This window comes from Prevotella sp. P5-126, assembly GCF_002251185.1.
Taxonomy (GTDB): Bacteria; Bacteroidota; Bacteroidia; order Bacteroidales; family Bacteroidaceae; genus Prevotella.
Genome location: NZ_NPIZ01000001.1, coordinates 70,270 through 89,838 on the forward strand (window position 1 = coordinate 70,270; position 19,569 = coordinate 89,838).

A 19,569-nucleotide genomic window follows, 5' to 3' on the forward strand; every position below is an offset into this window, starting at 1 on the left:
GACTCTCTTGTTTCTTTTAACGTTCCATCTCTCTAAAATCTGAAGGTAGATAACCAGTATGGCGCTTGAAGTGTTTTACAAAATATGAAGGATCGTCATACCCTAACATGTAAGCAATTTCTTTAATCATTAAATCAGAATAAAGAACAAGACGTTTGGCCTCCAATATGATGCGGTTATTAATGAAAATCAATGGAGATTTTCCAGAACACTCGTTGACGCTATTGCTGAGTGAACGGACGGACACATTTAAACGATTAGCATATTCTTGAACAGTATGCAGTTGTCTGTATTCCTGTTCAAGTAACTGTCTGAAACGGATAAAAAGTAGGTGGGAAGGTTTACGATAATCAACAGTTTGTTCTGCCTCATGTTTGCCGTATCGTTCTATTTTTGCAAGAAAGATGGTTAGTAGTGATTTTAAGATGTCTATATTACCCAATTCACCATTTCTCTCCGCTTCTAACTCCATTTCGTGTATTAACGGTTGAAGTAACTTTGATGTTGGCTCGTCTATAATATAATATGGTGTTCCTTCGTAGGTATGAAACGCGTTGTATTCAAGGAATAAACGACTGATATTGGTGGAAGAATTTGAGACTTTTATCAAATCAGTACACATTTTTATAGCAACACCCCGATAGTTGTCTTTACAATCGAAATGGTGAATCTGTCCAGGAGACAGAAAAAATATGGTGCCTGGAACAACCTTGTAATCAACGAAGTCCACCGTGTGTATTCCTTCACCATCCTGAAACCATAGAATTTCATAGAATGAGTGGACATGTGCCATACAATCGTCAATGTCACTTGTGGCAAAGAGTTCGGGTATGTGCTCTACTCGAAATCCATTTCCACCAGGTGCATTACAGACGGTTTGGTAAATATGACTCAGATTTATTTCTGACATAGTATTATCTAATAAAATTCATGGGTGTCCATGCTTCGCGTTCTGGAAGGTCTGAAGAATTATTGTTGTTTAGTTTTTTTAACATCCATGCCATGTTGTTGGCCAATGTACGCATGGTTTGCATACCTTCAATATCTTGTGCGGCTTCGCCTTCGCCTCTTCCATAAGCCAGATTCCAATATTGGGAAGTCACAATCGGCATGTTCATCATTTGGAAAGGCATGAGTATTGTTTGATATACTGCAGAAGCACCACCACGACGACAAACTGCTACGGCAGCTGCTGGCTTTCCAATGAAGTATGCCCCTCCTGCATAAAGCATACGCTGTTGAAGGCAAAGTAACTGACCTGATGGTTGACCGTAATAGACGGGAGAGCCTATGATGACTCCATCGCAATGAGACATGCTTTCGATGACGGAGTTTGTTATGTCATCAGAAAACACACATTGTCCGTTGCCGTTCTCTTTGCATTTATTGCAGGCGATGCAACCGCGAACAGGTTTCTTACCAATCCATAGGATGGTACTTTCTATTCCGTGGATACTAAGTTGTTTTGATATCTCCGTTAAGGCAGTATAAGTATTACCTTCCTTTCGTGGACTTCCATTAATGAGTAGAACTTTCATAACAATTTGTTGAAGAGTCTTGTTGTAAATCGTACACTAAGTTTATTTTGAAGGCAAATTTACTAATTTCTACTGAATTGAGCAACGTCTTTTGATTCAAAGTGCGAATAACATAGAAGAAAAAGTGAAAAACTCTTTGTAATTAGTGCAAAATATAGTAAATTCGCAGTCGGAATAGAAAAAAAAGACTTATGCAGAACGTATGTGTTTTTACAGGAGCAAGACCGAACTTTGTAAAGGTCGCTCCAATTGTGAGGGCCATCATTAAGACAGAAGGTATTGCCTATCAATTGGTATATGCAGGACGTCAAGATGATCCTACCCTTGAAGCATCATTGTTTGATGATCTTCAGATGCCAAAACCAGATATATATCTCGGTGTTGATTGTGAAAATCTTAATGAACTGACAGGAAGAGTGATGGCTGAGTTTGAAAATTATCTTAATCATCATTCTACAGATATTGTTATCGTCGTTGATGACCTTGCTTCTACCATGGCAGCTGCCATAGTAACAAAGAAACGAGGTGTAAAATTGGCTCATCTTGTTGCTGGTACTCGTTCCTTTGATATCAATATGCCGAAGGAAATCAATCGCTTGGTCATTGATGGATTGAGTGATTTGTTGTTTACGGCAGGTGTTAGTAATAATAGTATTGTTACTCGTGAAGGTGCTGATATGCAAAAAATTTACATGGTTGGCAATATCCTGATGGACTCATTGCGTGCTAATCATGACAGATGGACGAGACCTCAATGTCTTGAAAATGTGTCAGACGGTCAGTATATTGTCTTGACTCTTAATCGCAAAGTACTCTTGGCAGATACAGATAAACTCCAACACCTCCTTGCTACTATAATCGATGTGTGCACTGGATGTGAAATTATTGCGCCATTACGTGGAGTAGCAAGAGAAGCTGTGGAAAAATTGTCGCTACCTATAACCCTTGTTCCAACATTGTCGTATTTGGAATTTGGTTACCTTGCTGCACATGCTAAAGGTGTGATAACGGATTCTGGTAATGTGGCAGAAGAAGCCACATTCAATCATGTACCATGTATCACTCTTAATAGTTATACAGAACATATTGAAACGGTGAATGTAGGTACTAATGTGTTAGTAGGTGAGGATTGCCAAAAATTGCATGATGCCTTGAAATTACTGATGGCTGGCAATTGGAAACATGGTGATTTGCCTGACCGTTGGGATGGACGTTCGGCAGAGCGTATTGTACAGACGCTTCTTGATTTATAATACTAAGAATAGCAAATGCGTTCAATCTTGGCCATTTCCATTTTGCCAATTCTTGTAGCTTGGCTGTTGGATAAGATATTAGGTGACCCGATGTGGTTACCGCATCCTGTTGTGCTGTTTGGTAAAATCATACATAAGTGCGAAACAATATTAAACAAAGGCCATTGGAAACGGACAAAGGGAGCGGTAATGGCTGTTGTGCTTATTATAATGACTTTTGTCTTGACCGATTACCTTTTGAAAATAGCGTTGGATGTGTCTGTTTATCTATGGATGACCGTGACAACCATACTTGTGTTTTACTGTTTGGCAGGAACAACACTGATTCGTGAAGTTAGACAAGTTTTCTACGCTCTTGATATTTCATTACACAAAGGACGTGAGCGTGTAGCTCGCATAGTAGGGCGAGACACAGCTAATCTTACAGCTCAGGAGGTACGTTCGGCAGCATTAGAAACCATGTCAGAAAACCTAAGCGATGGTGTCGTGGCGCCACTCTTTTGGTTGGTACTACTGGGCGTGCCGGGAATGATGGCATATAAAATGGTCAATACTCTCGATTCTATGATAGGTTACCATAATGAACGCTATCTTCGTTTTGGAACTTGGGCAGCACGCATTGATGATGTAGCCAACTACATACCAGCTCGATTGACAGCATTGATGATGATATTGACTTCAAGTTTTTATCGTTGGTGGAGCAGGTTACGTTTTGTAGCAAAACATGGCAGAATGCATGCAAGTCCTAATAGCGGCTATCCAGAAGCTGCATTAGCATCTATTCTTGATTGTCGTTTTGGTGGATCTCATGATTATTTTGGTCAACGTTTTTATAAACCATATATCGGAGACTGTGATCGCCAACTAAGTACGAAAGATATGATCATTGCCATTGGTGTTAACCAAAGAGTCGAGATTGTTATGATGGTAATTGTATGTGCATCGATTTTGTTTTGAGTACAGAAAAAATTGATATTTCTTTGTTTTTGAGATGTAAACTATAATATTTATCAAATGGCTATAAGTTCACAATCGAATCATAGGAAAAAACTTAATCCACTAATGTTTGTGGGAACAGGAAGTGATGTTGGAAAGAGTGTTGTAGCTGCTGCGTTTTGTAGAATATTTCGGCAAGACGGATATCGCCCAGCTCCATTTAAAGCACAAAACATGTCGCTCAACTCGTATGCCACTCCCGATGGATTAGAATTAGGACGCGCTCAGGCTGTACAAGCTGAAGCGGCAGGAATCCCTTGTGAGGCCGATATGAATCCCATCTTGCTGAAACCGCAGTCTGACCATACATCGCAAGTAGTCTTGTTGGGACGTCCTGACAGCAATCAGTCTGCTGGAAGCTATTTTCGAAAGGAAGGACGAGATCGCTTTCGTAATGTTGCTCATGAAGCATTTAATCGTTTGGCATCCCGTTTCAATCCTATTGTGATGGAAGGGGCAGGAAGTGTTTCTGAAATCAATTTGCGCGAGGTAGATATTGTCAATATGCCTATGGCTCTTTATGCCCATGCAAATGTAATTCTTGTTGCAGATATTGACCGCGGTGGCGTTTTTGCTAGTATTTATGGCAGTATTATGTTGATGACACCTGAAGAACGAAGTCACATGAAAGGTATTATTATCAATAAATTCCGTGGAGACATCAGTCTCTTCGAATCAGGCGCGAAAATGATAGAGCAACTATGTGGAATACCAGTTCTCGGTATCCTGCCTTATTTTCGTGATATTCATATTGAAGAAGAGGATAGTGTCTCGCTGCAGGTTAAGTCGAGACAGGCTGTAAAAGGCAAGGTAAATGTTGCAGTAGTATTGTTGCGCCACATGAGCAATTTTACAGACTTTGATGCATTAGAACAAGATTCACGACTGCATCTTTATTATACCAACAATCCTGCTGATCTTGAAGATGCAAATATCATCATCGTTCCTGGATCCAAATCTACGATAGATGATCTTTGTCTGTTACGTCAGAATGGAATGGCAAAAGCTGTTGTAGAAGCACGAAAACGTGGCGTTACGGTGCTAGGCATATGTGGCGGCTATCAGATCTTGGGAAAGGAAGTACGAGACCCGAATCATGTCGAGGGTGAAATCGAGCGATTGCCAGGGTTGGGACTTTTGCCTGTCGTGACAGTTATTGGTGGTGAAAAAACTACTCGACAAGTTACATTCCAATGTCCTACGCTGGTAAAAGATGAAAATGTCAAGCTTCGCGGTTATGAAATTCACATGGGAACGACAACACTTGATGACAATGCTCAGTCGATGAATCTATTTAATAACCAAACAACTGATGGATGTTTCGTTGATGATCGCTGCATGGGCACCTACATTCATGGAATACTTGATAATGCACCTATTGTTGATGTTTTATTGTCACCATATCTGAAAGATGCTCAACAGCAGTCTGTCTTTGACTATGAAACCTATAAAAACCAACAATATGATTTGTTGGCAGATCATGTTAGACAACATGTTGACATGGAACGCATTTATCGCATTCTTACTACGTCTGATTAGCTTTAACTGACAGATAAAGCAGATGTCGCATTTGTGGCAAAAGAAAGAAAAACATAATTCTTCTTTGTTTTTCGCTTACAAATTCGTAATTTTGCAAACGCATTGAGAATAGAAGGGAATGAGGTGAAAATCCTCGACTGTCCGGCAGCTGTAAACAACCCTATATCGACGTGAACAACAAAGTCACTGGTTTGTTACCGGGAAGGCGTTCGCGATCAGGTTGACAAGTCAGAATACCAATTCCAAGCATAAACAAAATTTTTCATCGTACTCTTGGGCTAGGCGATGAGATGTTTATAAATATGAAGAAATTCAATTTGTCGATAATTGCAATGCTTGTCTCTGTAAGCGCAATGGCGCAGACAGACACCATAACAAGCCGTGTTCATCAATTGAAAGAAGTGACTGTGACTAAGAGTCAGCGCAAGCGAATGCTCACAAGTACAGCACCTTTGCAAATGATGGACCGAAAAGACATGCTTACTATGGGAGTAACAGATATGGCAGACGCACTTCATCGAATGTCGGGCGTTACGCTACGCGACTATGGCGGTGCAGGAGGCATGAAGACCGTGGCTGTGCGTGGTTTTGGAGCAAAGCATACCGGTGTAAGTTATGACGGTGTTATGCTTAGTGATTGCCAGAGCGGCGAAATAGACCTTTCTCGTTATTCGCTTGATAATGTCGCCAAGTTATCGTTGGTAATTGGTGATAATGATGATATTTTCATTCCTGCACGTCAGGCGGCATCATCAGCAGTTCTCAACATACAGACATTGCCTTTACCTTCTGATGAAAGAAAACCGCATTTAACTTCTCAGTTGAAGATGGGGTCATTCGGATATGTTAGTCCCTATTTGCGATATGAACAGAGTTTTTCTAAGGCCTTTGCCGTGTCTGCTGTAGCTGAATATATTTATGCCGAGAATGATTATCCTTATGAGATTAGAAATGTAAAGACTGTGACGAAAGATCGTCGTACTAACAGTCTCATGAGTAGCGGACATGGCGAGTTAAACTTTTCATGGCAACCTCATGCAACAAATCGATTGACAGGTAAGATTTACTATTATGACAATTCACGTCAGTTGCCTGGTATCGTCCATTATTATACTAACGTAAGTGGGGAGACTCTTCATGACCGCAACTTCTTTGTACAGGCGGGGTACCAAAAACGTTGGGGAAATACGTGGGCGTTGAAAACCATTGCCAAAGTAAATTGGTACGAATCTATCTATCACGACAAACTAATGCCTGGCGCTGTTAACGATGCAAGTTATTGGCAACGGGAATATTATGCTTCTGCTGCCCTGCTGTTTGTCCCAACGAAACATTGGGCAATGGATTATTCTGCAGATTATTCTTTTAACAATCTGAATGGCAGTTCATGGCGCGCCATTATTGGACATCCGTTTCGCCATAGTATTCTTCAGTCCGTTACTGTAAAATATCAAACTGGTCGTTGGGTCATGACGGGAAAACTGTTGCATTCGCTTTTTATCAACCGTCAGAAGAACGTCGAACAGACAGATCGTACCGATGTGCAAATAAATTCTGCACGAAATATGCGTCGTCTCTCACCATCGCTGTCGTTGTCATACAAACTGCTTGAAGATGAGGAACTCTTTCTGCGTGCCAGTTACAAAAATATTTTTCGTTCTCCCACCTTTAATGAGAGTTACTACTATCATTATGGCAGTACCGAATTGAATCCCGAATTAACTGACCAGTGGAATATAGGTGTGACATACTCACCTCATCTCTCACGTTACACTACTGCAATGTTTATGTTTGACAGTTATATCAATAAGGTGAAAGACATGATAGTAGCAGTACCATATAATATGTTTGTTTGGACGTGTATCAATGTCGGTAACGTGCGCAGTATAGGCATCGACGCAACAATGCAGGTTGAACACCAGTTCAATAAAGCTCATGGGTTGATGCTCTCTGGAAGTTATAGTTTGCAAAAGGTGCAAAACCGAACTAATCCTGAGTCGCCCAACTACAATAAGCAGATTGCCTATATGCCTCAACATACAGCAAGTGGTTCTGTTGCTTATGAGAATCCTTGGATAAACTTAATACTGCATGCGACAGGTATGAGTAGCCGTTGGCCTAACAACGAGCATTATCCTTCAACAATGATAGAAGGCTATGTTGATTTTGGCTTGACAGCATATAAACAAATCCATTTTGGAAACCATCATGTAGAAATTCGTGGAGACATTAAAAATCTCTTTAATAAACAATACTGTATCGTGGCTCATTATCCGATGCCCGGCAGAAGTTGGATGATATCAATCAATTACAAATTATAATTAAATTATTTATTCAAAATGAAAAAACATTTATTAAGTATGGCAGTACTGCTCATGGGAGCAGCTATGTTTACCGCCTGTGATGACAACGACAATGAACAGCATGAATACATTGTTCCTGTAACAAAAGGTGCATTCCTTGTATGTAGTGGAAACATGAGCAGCAACATCGATGGTAGCGTTTCATACCTCGATTATACCTCTAATCAGGTTGCCAACAAGCAGTTCCAAGCACAGAATGGTCGTTCCTTAGGTGGTACTCCTAATGATGCTTTGGTTTATGGTAGTAAGATGTATATTGCCGTAACTGGTGAGAATACTCTTGAAGTGGTTGATGCCAAGACATTGAAGTCTCTCAGACAGATCAAGACCAATGTGACTTTTGGTGAGGGTTGTCTCAAACCTCGTCACCTTACAGCTTCAGGCGACAAGGTGTATATTTCATTCTACGGCAAGTCTGAATCTTCGTATGATGAGAATTGGAACGCTACAACTAAAGGTAATGGATATGTAGTTGCAATTGACACCACAACATTCACTCGACAAGGTATCTATGAGGCTGGTTCTTTCCCAGAGGGCATCAGCGTGGCAGATAAAAAACTGTATGTCTGCAATTCTGATTATGCAGCATGTACCAAACCTTCTATTTCTATTATCGACCTGACTACAGGTTCTGGAAGTCTGATTAAGAATGATAATATTGTCAATCCACAGAAGATTGTCTTGACTGCTGCTGGCGATATGTATGTACTTGATTTTGGAAACTATGGCGATAAGAAGTCTGGTGTATATAAGATTTCTGCCAAAAATAACGAGGTGACACGTCTGATGGATGCCAACGACATGGATTGCATTGGTAGCAATATCTTTGGTTATTATACTGAGTTCGACGCTTCTTATAAACCAGTCAAGACTACTTATCAGGTCTATAATCTTTTAAGCCAGGGAACATCTACTTTCTACACAGATACTAATAACGAGATTATCCCTGCATGTATTGGTGTTGATCCGGTTGTCGGTACCGTGTTCATTGCTTCTAACGTGAAGAATGCTGATACTGACAAAACTGATTATAAGGCAAATAGCAAGATCTTCATGTTCAACGTTGAATATTCACAACATGGCGTTTTTGTATCCGCTTCAAAGAATGCTAAAGTGTGGGGCGCTACTGCAGGTGTAGGTCCTTGCGCTTTTGCTTTCAACGTTACCACTAATGTGATCAAATATTAAATAGACAGAGATGCGTCAGTTCATCCTGTTTGGAATGATGACCGTGTTGCTGTCATCCTGCGGAGGCCGAATGGCCGAAGTGCAGGATGGTGGCGACACGCTTCATTTAAAATATTCCTCTTTGTTGACTATTGTGCGTCATGAGGGATATACGATGGCTCAAATCCGTAATCCTTGGAAATCAGGGAAGACTCTTCATACCTATGTATTGGTTCCGAAAGACGAACAGTTACCAGATCAAGCATTACTGCCTGCACAGGCTACCATTATCCGTACACCCGTAGAGCATTCTGCTGTATTTACCACAGTTCATTGTTCTTTACTCGGTATGCTTGGAGCACAGGACAAGATAGTGGCTGTTGCTGATTTGAAATATATCAAACTGCCATTTGTCCAACAAGGGGTAAAAGCTGGTAAAATAGCAGATTGCGGTAGTGGAATGCAACCCATGGTAGAGAAGATTATGGATGTGAAGCCCGATATAATCATGCTTTCTCCTTTTGAAAACAGCGGTGGCTATGGAAAGGTTGAGGAAATCAATATTCCTATTGTAGAATGTGCAGAGTATATGGAAAACTCTCCGTTGGCACGTGCAGAATGGATGCGATTCTATGGATTGCTTCTTGGACGTGAACAGGAGGCAGACAGCCTTTTCGCTTGTGTAGATAGCTGTTACCACATGCTTCAACAACAAGCTTCAAAGGCTCGTCATGGAGGACATCGCCGTACTGTGCTTTTCGACAAGATGACAGGTTCTGTATGGCATGTTCCCGGTGGACGCAGCACCATTGGGCAGATGGTTAAAGATGCGGGTGGTGACTACCCTTGGGAGAACGATACCCATGGAGGAAGTCTGGCTCTGCCCTTTGAGAATGTTTTAGAACGAGCTGGCGAAGCTGACGTCTGGCTGTTCCGTTATAGTAGTGACCATACCTATACGAAGGCAGATCTCTTAGGGGAGCGCGACGGTTATAAGATGCTGAAAGCATTTCGTCAGAATGAAGTTTATGGATGTAATGTAGAGAAGACATCTTTTTATGAAGAAACTCCATTTCGTCCTGACCTATTGCTTTCTGACATCATCCAGATACTTCATCCGAATTTGATCCAATCAAAACACTTACGCTATTTCGAAAATACAAAATGAACAAAGGCTACATTTCATGCATCATGCTTGGCATCATGGTGCTCTTGTTTTTTGTGGTGAGCCTATTGATTGGTTCTGTCTCGATTCCTGTGAGCGAAACATTTCGCATTCTGATTGGAGAAGAGTCCGTCAAGCCCAGTTGGCAGTATATCGTGATTGAATCGCGTCTCCCTCAGGCTGTTACTGCCATGCTTTGTGGTGCTTCTTTAGCTGTTTGCGGACTTATCTTGCAAACGGCGTTTCGTAATCCGTTGGCAGGTCCCAGCATTTTTGGTGTTAATAGTGGTGCAGGCCTTGGTGTAGCCTTGGTGATGTTGTTTTTCGGTGGAAGCGTTTCGGCTGGAACTGTCAGCATTGGCGGTTTCATGGCTGTTCTTCTTGCTGCATTTGCAGGTGCTATGGGTGTCATGGCGTTGATCTTTTTCTTTTCTACATTGGTGCGAAGTCATGTGATGTTGCTGATTGTTGGCATAATGATAGGATATATGGCTGGTTCTGCCATTTCCTTGCTCAATTTTTTTGCAACAGATGAAGGGGTGAAATCGTATATGGTATGGGGAATGGGATCTTTTGGAGGTGTTTCGCTGAAAATGCTTCCTACTTTTAGTGTGATAACTTTGATAACCTTGGCTGTTTCTTTAGCTCTTGTCAAGCCTCTCAATGCCTTGGTCTTGGGAGATCGCTATGCTGAAAACCTTGGCGTAAACATTATACGTGTACGCAACTGGCTGTTGCTGGTAACAGGTGTCCTTACTGCTGTAATCACGGCTTTTTGCGGTCCCGTGGCATTTATCGGTTTGGCAGTACCGCATATTGCGAGATTGGTGTTGGGAACAGACAATCATCGGGTTCTTCTTCCTGCTACAATTCTGACAGGAAGTGCTGTGGCTTTGCTTTGCAATATATTGACGGTATTACCTGGTGAGGGTGGGATAATACCTCTTAATGCCATTACGCCCTTGATAGGAGCACCTGTTGTCATCTACGTTATTCTTTCAAGGCGATAAGCGTGCTATAAAAATTTTCCGAATAAGAAAAGGCTACACCCAAACAGGTGTAGCCTTTTAGTAATGAAAACATATCTTTTTTCCTTTGAGAATTCCTTATGTCTTAAAGAATAGTTTTAACAGCCTCGAGCATACCCTTGTCTTGAATCAGGTCAAGGAAGAGTTTAACCATTCCGTTGAGATTGCTGATCTTGTTGAGGTCTTCTCCCCAGATGAACTCGGCACCGAGTACTCCGTCTGCAACCTTCTGGGTGTCACCAGTTGCCCACAGATCCTTGAGCAAATCCATAATCTTCTGGTCGTCGTTAGGAACGATTTCTGCACCGTCAGCACGCTTGCCACCTTTGTAGTAGGTGATGATGGCAGCCAAACCGAATACCAATCCCTTAGGCAGTTCGCCCTTGCGCTCGAGATATGTCTTTACTCCGGGCAGATCGCGTGCACAGAATTTGGGGAATGAGTTGAGCATGATGCTGGTCACCTGATGGTCAACGTATGGATTGTCGAAACGCTCCAAAACATCGCTTGCAAACTTCTCAAGCTCTTCAATAGGCAAATCGAGTGTTTGCATCAGTTCGTCAAACTGCACTTTGTGGATGTATTTACCGATGACCTCATGGTTGCAAGCATCGCGTACAATATTAACGCCGCTGAGGTATGCCACAGGAGAGAGTACGGTGTGTGGGCCGTTGAGCAATGTCACCTTGCGCTTGTGGTAAGGTTCCTCCGAAGGAACGAAGAGCACATGGAGACCAGCTTTGTCTGCGGGGAACTCATTAGCTACTTCCTTAGGAGCTTCTATCACCCAGAGGTGGAATGTCTCTGCCTGTACAACAAGGTTGTCGCGGTAAGAAATCTTTTCCTGAATCTCAGCAATTTCCTTGCGTGGGAATCCTGGAACGATACGATCCACGAGAGTGGCATAAACGCCACAAGCTTCTTCAAACCATTTCTTGAAAGCATCACCCAACTGCCACAGTTCGATGTATTTATAGATGCAATCCTTCAGTACGTGTCCGTTGAGGAAAATCAATTCACAAGGGAAGATGATAAGTCCTTTAGTGGGATCTCCGTTGAAAGTCTGATAACGGCGATAAAGCAACTGTACGAGTTTGCCAGGATATGAAGATGCAGGTTTATCATCCAACTTGCAAGCAGGGTCAAAAGCAATACCGGCTTCTGTGGTGTTGCTAATGACGAAACGCATCTCAGGCTGGTCTGCCAATGCCATGAATGCATCGTTCTGTGAATAAGGATTCAAAGCGCGACTGATCACATCGATTCGCTCAAGCGTATTGACGGGCTTTCCGTTTTCACGACCCTGAAGATTAACGTGGTAAAGACAGTCTTGTCCGTTAAGCCAGTCTGCCATACCTCTTTCTATAGGCTGTACTACAACTACGCTACCATTGAAATCGGTTTTCTGGTCCATGTTCCAGATAATCCAATCAACAAAAGCACGAAGGAAGTTTCCTTCACCAAACTGAATCACCTTTTCAGGCATCACACTCTTAGGTGCGAAATGTTTGTTTAACGGTTTCATTTCTTAATATTTTATAGATTGTTTTTAAATGTAGGGCAAAGTTACGAACTAATTGCGAAACTGCAAAAAAAATATTTATTTATGTCCCATTTTTCTGCGTAAAGGTTTGCGGAGAAAAAAGTGCTTGTTTCTCATTCATAAGTTGAAAAGAATAGGAGTTGATGACTCGTTCTCGGCTTCGGGATGTATTCGGGATGACTTCGAGGTTTTTCCTTTCGTGGACTATCCCCACGACATGTATTTATGAGTTTGGTATCTATTCCCTTGTAAAAACTTTAGAATCCATTTCATTTAGGAATACCTATTTTTGATGATTTATAGTATGGTTTTTGCCTTATTTGCAGATAATTTACTAATTTTGCACTCGTATTTTTAAAGTATAGCAAATGAAACTATCCGATCTGAAAACGGGGCAACATGCCACGATAGTGACGGTACAAGGCCATGGCAGCTTCCGAAAACGCATCGTAGAGATGGGATTTGTCAGAGGAAAAGATGTAGAGGTTTTGCTTAATGCACCATTGCAGGACCCTGTCAAATATAAGGTAATGGGCTATGAAATCAGTCTGCGTAGGCAAGAGGCTGAGATGATTGTGGTGGATACTGACCCATCCCATCAGCAACCCGTTGTGAATCATGGAACCATGACAGATACAGTTCAAGACACTTGCGACCAATCTTTGCCAGCACATGTTGGCAATACCATCAATGTGGCTCTGATAGGTAATCCGAACTGTGGTAAGACGTCGCTTTTCAATTTCGCCAGTGGTGCTCACGGGCATGTGGGTAATTACAGTGGTGTGACGGTTGATGCCAGCGAGGCTCGTGCGACGTGCGACGGGTTTGTCTTTAATCTTACGGATCTTCCCGGCACCTATTCGCTCTCCTGTTACAGTCCGGAGGAACTCTACGTGCGTGAGCATCTGATGAAACGTCATCCCGATGTTGTCATCAACGTGATAGACTCTTCCAATCTCGAGCGTAATCTTTATCTGACAACTCAACTTGTTGACATGAACGTCAGAATGGTTTGCGCACTCAATATGTATGATGAGTTTGAACGCCGAGGAGACACGTTAGACACTCAAACGCTGTCAACGCTTTTTGGTGTGCCTTTTGTTTGTACGTCATTCAAATCGGGTCGGGGAGTCCAGGAGCTGTTTCGTGAGGTCATCAGCGTATTTGAAGACTGCAACGCGTCTGTTCGCCATATTCACATCAACCATGGTCACGAGATAGAGTCCGGTATTGCCCATATCCAACAGTACCTGAAGCGCAACGAGGTGGTTCGCACGCTTTTTTCAACTCGCTATATGGCCATCAAACTTCTTGAGCATGATGACCGGGCAGAGGCTTATGTGGCGAAGATGGAGAATGCCAAAGAGATTATGGCAGCGCGTGACGCAGCAGAACTTCGTGTGAAAGGGGAGAAAAAGACTGACTCTGAAACTGCCATTATGGATGCGAAGTATGGTTTTATTCATGGCGCTCTGACAGAAGCGGGCTTTCGGCAAGGCACCAAGGAAGATACTTACCGCATGACGCATTTTATAGATGATGTGCTTTCCAATAAATATCTGGGCTTTCCCATCTTCTTTTTGATTCTCTATGTGATGTTCCAGACCACTTTCTCGTTGGGCCAGTACCCGATGGACTGGATAGAGTCTGCCGTTTCATGGTTGGGCGAACAGGCTTCTGCGCTGATGCCCGAAGGTCCCTTGCGTTCCATGCTTGTTGATGGCGTGATTGGTGGAGTAGGAGCAGTTATTGTTTTCTTGCCTCAGATATTGATTCTCTATTTTTTCATCTCGCTGATGGAAGATAGCGGCTATATGGCACGTGCAGCTTTTATTATGGATAAGTTGATGCATAAGATGGGGCTGCATGGTAAATCGTTCATCCCTCTTATCATGGGATTTGGTTGTAATGTTCCTGCCATCATGGCTACGCGCACCATAGAGAGTCGGCGCTCTCGTCTTATCACGATGCTTATCTTGCCTTTCATGTCGTGCTCGGCGCGCCTACCTATTTATATTATGATCATAGGAACGTTTTTTGCTGCCCAATACCGTTCATGGGTGATGATCATGCTGTATGTCATTGGTGTGATTGTGGCAATCATAGTCAGCAAGGTGTTCTCGTCATTTGTTGTCAAGGGCGAAGATACTCCTTTTGTGATGGAATTGCCTCCTTACCGCTGGCCAACTCCCAAAGCCATTGGCAGACATACGTGGGAGAAAGGTAAAGAGTATCTCAAGAAGATGAGTGGTATCATTCTCGTGGCTTCCATCGTCGTCTGGGCGTTAGGTTATTTCCCCCACGATGAATCATTATCACCTGTCCAACAAAAGGAGCAATCCTATATTGGCAGTATAGGTAAGGCCGTAGAACCGGTTTTCGAGCTGCAAGGTTTCAACTGGAAACTCGATGTCAGCCTCATTGCCGGTGTGGGTGCAAAGGAAATCGTGGCTTCTACAATAGGTGTTATTTACAGTGGCGACGACTCGTTTGGCGATGATGACTCGTTCAGCGACGATACTGCCAAATATAGCCGCTTGCGCAATCAGATGCTTGCCGATGGCATCACACCGCTTGCTGCCTTCAGCTATCTGCTGTTTGTATTATTGTATTTCCCCTGTATAGCTACGGTCATTGCCATACGCAACGAAACAGGATCGTGGTCTTGGGCTGCTTTCTCTGCCTTCTACACCACGGCAATAGCATGGATTGTCAGCATGTTAGTCTATCAAATTGGTAGTTTGTTTTAGAAACGGTAACTCATAAAAATGAAAATATCAAAAAGAAAATATGTCACCGTCTTCTATGCCGTTGTAGTGGCATTGGCCGTGATTAAAGAGCCTTTGTTGGGCTGTTGTGATTCTACTGAAACCAACGAGGCTGTCGTGACAGATACTGTTCAGAATGTTCCGGCTGTCGTGGCGGAGATAGGAGAAAAACCTCACAAGATTGGTTATGTGCCTCCTTACAAGACGACCTTTCCCGATAGCCAGCAAGTGCAACTTGCCGCTGCTGAGCGCCTGGGTGTTCGTCCTGTTGCCAATCGTGCTGATGCGGAAGCACGTAAAAAGGAGTTGGTTTATATTGCCTCAAGTCCTTATTATCATGTAGATCATCTCCGGAGTTCCCTGCCTTATCTTGTGCCTCGTGCGGCAGTATTGCTGCAAGACATAGGTCAGGCTTTCTATGATAGTCTTTATGTCAAGGGAATACCCATCAATCAACTGATTGTAACCAGCGTATTGCGTAGTGAGGAAGATGTTGATAAATTGCGTCGCCGTAATGGCAATGCCACCGAGCGCAGCTGCCATCTTTTCGGCACTACGTTCGATGTTTGTTACAACCGTTATCATCCCGTGATGCGTCCTGTTCGCAACGATACTTTGAAATGGGTCTTAACACAAGTGCTTCGCGATATACGTGAACAAGACCGGTGTTACATCAAATACGAAGTGAAACAGGGTTGTTTTCACATGACAGTCCGTTAATACAGATCATAAAAAGAAGACAATGATATTGCTATTGGCACAAAAACATCTGTTATACATATATAAAAACAATATTCCTTAAATTAGCAGACAAAGTCTTTCCGTATATTCTTTCTCAAATCCGCAACCAATAGGGTTTAGTGTGATTTTGCTTGTAAAACGACAAAAATTCTTTTATTGTACATATTCCGTGCATAATAGTAACTTTTTAAACACAAAATCCCCTTACCCCATAAAGCGACTTGAGGTAATACGCCGGTTTAACCAGAAAAGCATGGCCTTTAACCAAAGTCTGTCTTGAACAGGTTGGCATAAGCATTGTTGTCTGAGTAAATGTTCAATACGTGCCTACGTGGCGTCTTAATGATTCTAATTTTAGTTTGATTTTATTGACAGCTTAGAAGGTGTACTGTATTTGTATGTTTTTTACTACCTATTAAATACAAAAAAGAGAACCATTGCTGATTCTCTTTTTTGAAGTGATTCCGTAGGGATTCGAACCCTAGACCCACGCCTTAGAAGGGCGTTGCTCTAATCCAACTGAGCTACGGAACCAACTTTTCGGCTGCAAAGGTACAAAGAAGTAAGTGAAAAACCAAAGAAAAATGATAATTTCTTCTTGTTTTCTGAGTGAAAGCGATTCTGACTTTGAAATCAGCATCGTTTTCATTGTCTTTTCTGTTTATGGTGAAATATGCCACATAAGCTCCAAATATATCCTGAAGATGATATTAAGTGGCAAACTCTTCCAAATTATAAATCTGTTGTTTCATGCAGGCCTTTTCAAAAGAATAAGATTATAGGTTGGAAACTAAAAATACGGTCCAGTTTGAAGTTATTGAGCGTAAAGTTACGTTTTTTTCTTGAATTATGTGCTGTTTTTGAGGAAAATCATAGCTGTCACTTGGCCGAAGAAACGATGTTCTTTGTCGTTGGCATCCAAACTGCTTGATAGCATAGAAATGTGAGTGGAAACGCCTCTGCCCGACACTGCAGAAAGTGAATGCAGAAGAGGAAAATGCAATTTTCCATATAAATGTGGATAGGACAGGCAGAGAAAATAACGTAACTTTGCAGCCGTTATGAGAAACAAATCGTTATTTATTATTTTATTGCTATGGCCTGCAGTAAGCAAGGCTGAGTCTTTGAATATACCATCCGACTCTTCGCGCGTTTATGACCTTGACGAAGTCGTTGTGGTTTCGCAGCCCAAAGATACCTATCGGTTGCGCCAGCAGCCTTTGGCTTCAACGGTAATAGGTCACGACCAACTTGTTGACCATGGAATGGGAGATATTCGAGACGTCTCTGCTTTTGTTCCTTCGCTTGCCATGCCTGCGTATGGTTCACGTTTTACATCCTCTATTTACGTGCGTGGCATCGGCTCCCGCGTCAACAGTCCGTCAATGGGTGTGTATGTTGACAACATCCCTCTGTCCAACAAAACAGCGTTCAACACCCATCTTTACCAGACCGACCGCGTTGACGTGTTGCGTGGTCCCCAGGGTACGCTCTATGGAATGAATGCAGATGGCGGACTGGTAAGAATCTACTCTAAATCACCTTTTAGCCATCAGGGTACGGCATTGAAACTGGGATTGGGAACCGCCTTCTATCGTAATGTGGAAGTGGCACACTCCCAACAGTTAAGCTCCAAAGCAGCTTTCTCGTTGGCAGGGTTCTATCAAGGCACAAACGGATTCTATCGTAACACGCAGACCGACCGTTCTGCCGATAAGATGGATGAGGCTGGCGGTCGTTTCCGCCTGATGCTTCGTCCGTCAGCGCATTGGAACATTGATTTCATTAGTGACTACCAGTATGTTCGCCAGAACGCCAACCCTTATGGCGTGCTCCATCTGGACAACAACCGCGTAGATGATCCTAGTCAGAACGAGCAAAGTTGCTATCAGCGCAATCTGTTGACCAACGGACTCCATATCCAATACTCAGGAGCAGGATTCATCATGCAAAGCACCACTTCCTGGCAGTTCTTGCGCGACCGTCTGCTGATGGATGCCGACTATTCGCCTTCCGACTTCTTCAAGGTCGATCAGCGTCAGTTGAGCAATTCGCTCAGTCAGGAGTTTACCATAAAGAGCGCCAATAAGAGCCGTTGGCACTGGACTAATGGTATGTTTCTTGCCCATGAATGGTTGAAGACCACAGCCCCCAACACCTTCGGACAGGCATTCAGTCAGCAGATGGGCAGTAGAATCGGCAACATGATTTACGGACAGATCTTCCGTTCGCTGGCTGACCGCATGGGCGAAACGGCTGCCGCCGCCATGATTGAGCGATTAGGAGGTGTCCGTGTAAACATGGGATTGTGGGTGCCGAGTTCTTTCCATACTCCACAGTCCAATATCGGCATTTTCCATGAGTCGAATATTGAAATAGCCGAACACCTCACCGCTACCGTCGGTTTGCGATACGATTACAGCCGCAACAGTATTTCCTATGATACGAGCGGACAGGCCAACATGGACTTCAGTATCATGGGTTCGGCAGCGAAAGTCAAGATGGTTTCTCCATTTGTCAATCAGGAACATTCCTCGTTTCAACAGCTGTTGCCTAAGTTCGGACTGCTCTATCGATGGTCTAACGGAAGTAATATATATACCACTGTGACAAAAGGTTATCGTAGTGGAGGATTTAATATCCAACTCTTTAGCGACATTATTCAGACCGATGTGCAGAACAATCTGCGCGTTGCTTTGCAACAAGCCATGGAGGCACGCAAGGATATTGAGGTCAATATCAGCCATACTGATGAGGAATATGCCACGTTGCTCGAAGGCATCCGCTTCAAACCAGAGGAGAGTTGGAACTACGAGGCAGGTGCCCACCTCAATCTCTTTGGTAACACCGTTCAGGCTGATTTAGCTGCATACTACATGCAGATTCGCAACCAACAACTCTCTGTGTTTAGCAGCGATTATGGCTATGGACGAAAAATGGTCAATGCAGGACGCAGTTACAGTTGTGGACTCGAACTGGCAGTACGCGGTCAGGCGCTGTCCGACCATTTGTCTTGGGCTGCCACTTATGCCTATACCCATGCCGCGTTCAAAGATTACACCACCAATGATAATGCGACAGGCGAAGCTGTTGACTATTGCGGCAAACGCGTGCCTTTTGTTCCCGAACATTCCTTCTCATTGCTTGCAGACTATCGTGTTGACCTTCATCACGACAATTTTAAGGCCATCATCTTCGGAGCCGACCTCAACGGACTCGGCAGCATCTATTGGGATGAAATGAATACTTACCAACAGCAAGTCTATGCGCTGCTGGGGGCTCATATCGGCGTGCAACTGGAATGCTGTCATGTCAATCTTTGGGCTCGCAATCTCACCAATACCCATTACAATACCTTCGCATTCCAAAGCAAAGCGACGGGAGAATCGCTGTATTTTGCACAGCGTGGTAACCCCTTCCAACTCGGAATCGATTTCGGTTGGAACTTTTAATCTCAATCGGTCCTTA

General features: G+C 43.1%; 13 protein-coding genes, 1 tRNA gene and 1 riboswitch. Of the genes, 10 read left to right on the top strand and 4 right to left on the bottom strand.

All coding sequences use genetic code 11. From position 1 onward, the window contains the following. Nucleotides 1–16: 16 nt before the first annotated feature. Both CIK90_RS00310 and CIK90_RS00315 read right to left on the bottom strand, forming a co-directional pair. Nucleotides 17–910: an AraC family transcriptional regulator gene (locus CIK90_RS00310; protein WP_094464031.1), complete on the bottom strand. Its 894-nt coding sequence runs from the start codon at nt 908–910 to the stop codon at nt 17–19. Between the two features lie 4 nt (nt 911–914). Beyond that, nucleotides 915–1,538, bottom strand: coding sequence for a flavodoxin family protein (locus CIK90_RS00315; protein ID WP_094464032.1), 624 nt, complete (start codon nt 1,536–1,538; stop codon nt 915–917). Between the two features lie 191 nt (nt 1,539–1,729). Between CIK90_RS00315 and CIK90_RS00320 the strand changes: the two genes are divergently transcribed. The 7 genes from CIK90_RS00320 (at nt 1,730) to CIK90_RS00350 (ending at nt 11,031) form a co-directional block, all read left to right on the top strand. Beyond that, the gene (locus CIK90_RS00320; protein WP_094464033.1) at nt 1,730–2,791 is read left to right on the top strand and encodes a UDP-N-acetyl glucosamine 2-epimerase; all 1,062 of its coding nucleotides are present in this window, start codon (nt 1,730–1,732) and stop codon (nt 2,789–2,791) included. A gap of 15 nt (nt 2,792–2,806) precedes the next feature. After that, on the top strand, nt 2,807–3,748 hold the full coding sequence (gene cbiB / locus CIK90_RS00325) for an adenosylcobinamide-phosphate synthase CbiB (RefSeq protein ID WP_094464034.1): 942 nt from the start codon (nt 2,807–2,809) through the stop codon (nt 3,746–3,748). A gap of 57 nt (nt 3,749–3,805) precedes the next feature. Beyond that, on the top strand, nt 3,806–5,326 hold the full coding sequence (locus tag CIK90_RS00330; RefSeq protein WP_094464035.1) for a cobyric acid synthase: 1,521 nt from the start codon (nt 3,806–3,808) through the stop codon (nt 5,324–5,326). Nucleotides 5,327–5,395: 69 nt separating this feature from the next. Continuing rightward, a riboswitch (cobalamin riboswitch) is annotated at nt 5,396–5,586 on the top strand. A gap of 42 nt (nt 5,587–5,628) precedes the next feature. Further along, complete coding sequence (locus CIK90_RS00335; RefSeq protein ID WP_094464052.1) at nt 5,629–7,647, top strand: TonB-dependent receptor; 2,019 nt, start codon at nt 5,629–5,631, stop codon at nt 7,645–7,647. Nucleotides 7,648–7,686: 39 nt separating this feature from the next. Then, the gene (locus tag CIK90_RS00340) at nt 7,687–8,877 is read left to right on the top strand and encodes a YncE family protein (RefSeq protein WP_094464036.1); all 1,191 of its coding nucleotides are present in this window, start codon (nt 7,687–7,689) and stop codon (nt 8,875–8,877) included. A gap of 10 nt (nt 8,878–8,887) precedes the next feature. Then, a complete protein-coding gene (locus CIK90_RS00345; RefSeq protein WP_094435306.1) occupies nt 8,888–10,024 on the top strand; it encodes an ABC transporter substrate-binding protein in 1,137 nt (378 codons plus the stop codon). Continuing rightward, complete coding sequence (locus CIK90_RS00350; protein ID WP_094390770.1) at nt 10,021–11,031, top strand: iron ABC transporter permease; 1,011 nt, start codon at nt 10,021–10,023, stop codon at nt 11,029–11,031. Before CIK90_RS00345 ends, CIK90_RS00350 begins: the two co-directional genes overlap by 4 nt. A gap of 103 nt (nt 11,032–11,134) precedes the next feature. On the opposite strand, the gene CIK90_RS00355 is transcribed toward CIK90_RS00350, so the two are convergent. Then, entirely contained in the window at nt 11,135–12,574 is a 1,440-nt protein-coding gene (locus tag CIK90_RS00355) for a tagaturonate reductase (protein ID WP_094390769.1), read from the bottom strand. Nucleotides 12,575–12,960: 386 nt separating this feature from the next. Here CIK90_RS00355 and feoB point away from each other — a divergent pair, with 386 nt between their 5' ends. Continuing rightward, a complete protein-coding gene (gene feoB / locus CIK90_RS00360; protein ID WP_094464037.1) occupies nt 12,961–15,342 on the top strand; it encodes a ferrous iron transport protein B in 2,382 nt (793 codons plus the stop codon). A gap of 18 nt (nt 15,343–15,360) precedes the next feature. Continuing rightward, nucleotides 15,361–16,080, top strand: coding sequence for a DUF5715 family protein (locus tag CIK90_RS00365; protein WP_094390767.1), 720 nt, complete (start codon nt 15,361–15,363; stop codon nt 16,078–16,080). 480 nt (nt 16,081–16,560) lie between these two features. On the opposite strand, the gene CIK90_RS00370 is transcribed toward CIK90_RS00365, so the two are convergent. After that, nucleotides 16,561–16,635 (bottom strand) — tRNA-Arg (locus tag CIK90_RS00370). 527 nt (nt 16,636–17,162) lie between these two features. On the opposite strand from CIK90_RS00370, the gene CIK90_RS00380 reads away from it, so the two are divergent. Further along, nucleotides 17,163–19,553 carry a TonB-dependent receptor gene (locus CIK90_RS00380; RefSeq protein ID WP_094464039.1) on the top strand — a complete coding sequence of 797 codons (2,391 nt, stop codon included), beginning with the start codon at nt 17,163–17,165 and terminating at the stop codon, nt 19,551–19,553. Nucleotides 19,554–19,569 lie beyond the last annotated feature (16 nt).

Excerpts from the sequence above, each read along its gene's own strand:
- CIK90_RS00310 (WP_094464031.1), bottom strand. The coding sequence starts at position 910 with ATGTCAGAAATAAATCTGAGTCATATTTACCAAACCGTCTGTAATGCA.
- CIK90_RS00315 (WP_094464032.1), bottom strand. The coding sequence starts at position 1,538 with ATGAAAGTTCTACTCATTAATGGAAGTCCACGAAAGGAAGGTAATACT.
- CIK90_RS00320 (WP_094464033.1), top strand. The coding sequence starts at position 1,730 with ATGCAGAACGTATGTGTTTTTACAGGAGCAAGACCGAACTTTGTAAAG.
- cbiB (WP_094464034.1), top strand. The coding sequence starts at position 2,807 with ATGCGTTCAATCTTGGCCATTTCCATTTTGCCAATTCTTGTAGCTTGG.
- CIK90_RS00330 (WP_094464035.1), top strand. The coding sequence starts at position 3,806 with ATGGCTATAAGTTCACAATCGAATCATAGGAAAAAACTTAATCCACTA.
- CIK90_RS00335 (WP_094464052.1), top strand. The coding sequence starts at position 5,629 with ATGAAGAAATTCAATTTGTCGATAATTGCAATGCTTGTCTCTGTAAGC.
- CIK90_RS00340 (WP_094464036.1), top strand. The coding sequence starts at position 7,687 with ATGGCAGTACTGCTCATGGGAGCAGCTATGTTTACCGCCTGTGATGAC.
- CIK90_RS00345 (WP_094435306.1), top strand. The coding sequence starts at position 8,888 with ATGCGTCAGTTCATCCTGTTTGGAATGATGACCGTGTTGCTGTCATCC.
- CIK90_RS00350 (WP_094390770.1), top strand. The coding sequence starts at position 10,021 with ATGAACAAAGGCTACATTTCATGCATCATGCTTGGCATCATGGTGCTC.
- CIK90_RS00355 (WP_094390769.1), bottom strand. The coding sequence starts at position 12,574 with ATGAAACCGTTAAACAAACATTTCGCACCTAAGAGTGTGATGCCTGAA.
- feoB (WP_094464037.1), top strand. The coding sequence starts at position 12,961 with ATGAAACTATCCGATCTGAAAACGGGGCAACATGCCACGATAGTGACG.
- CIK90_RS00365 (WP_094390767.1), top strand. The coding sequence starts at position 15,361 with ATGAAAATATCAAAAAGAAAATATGTCACCGTCTTCTATGCCGTTGTA.
- CIK90_RS00380 (WP_094464039.1), top strand. The coding sequence starts at position 17,163 with ATGAGAAACAAATCGTTATTTATTATTTTATTGCTATGGCCTGCAGTA.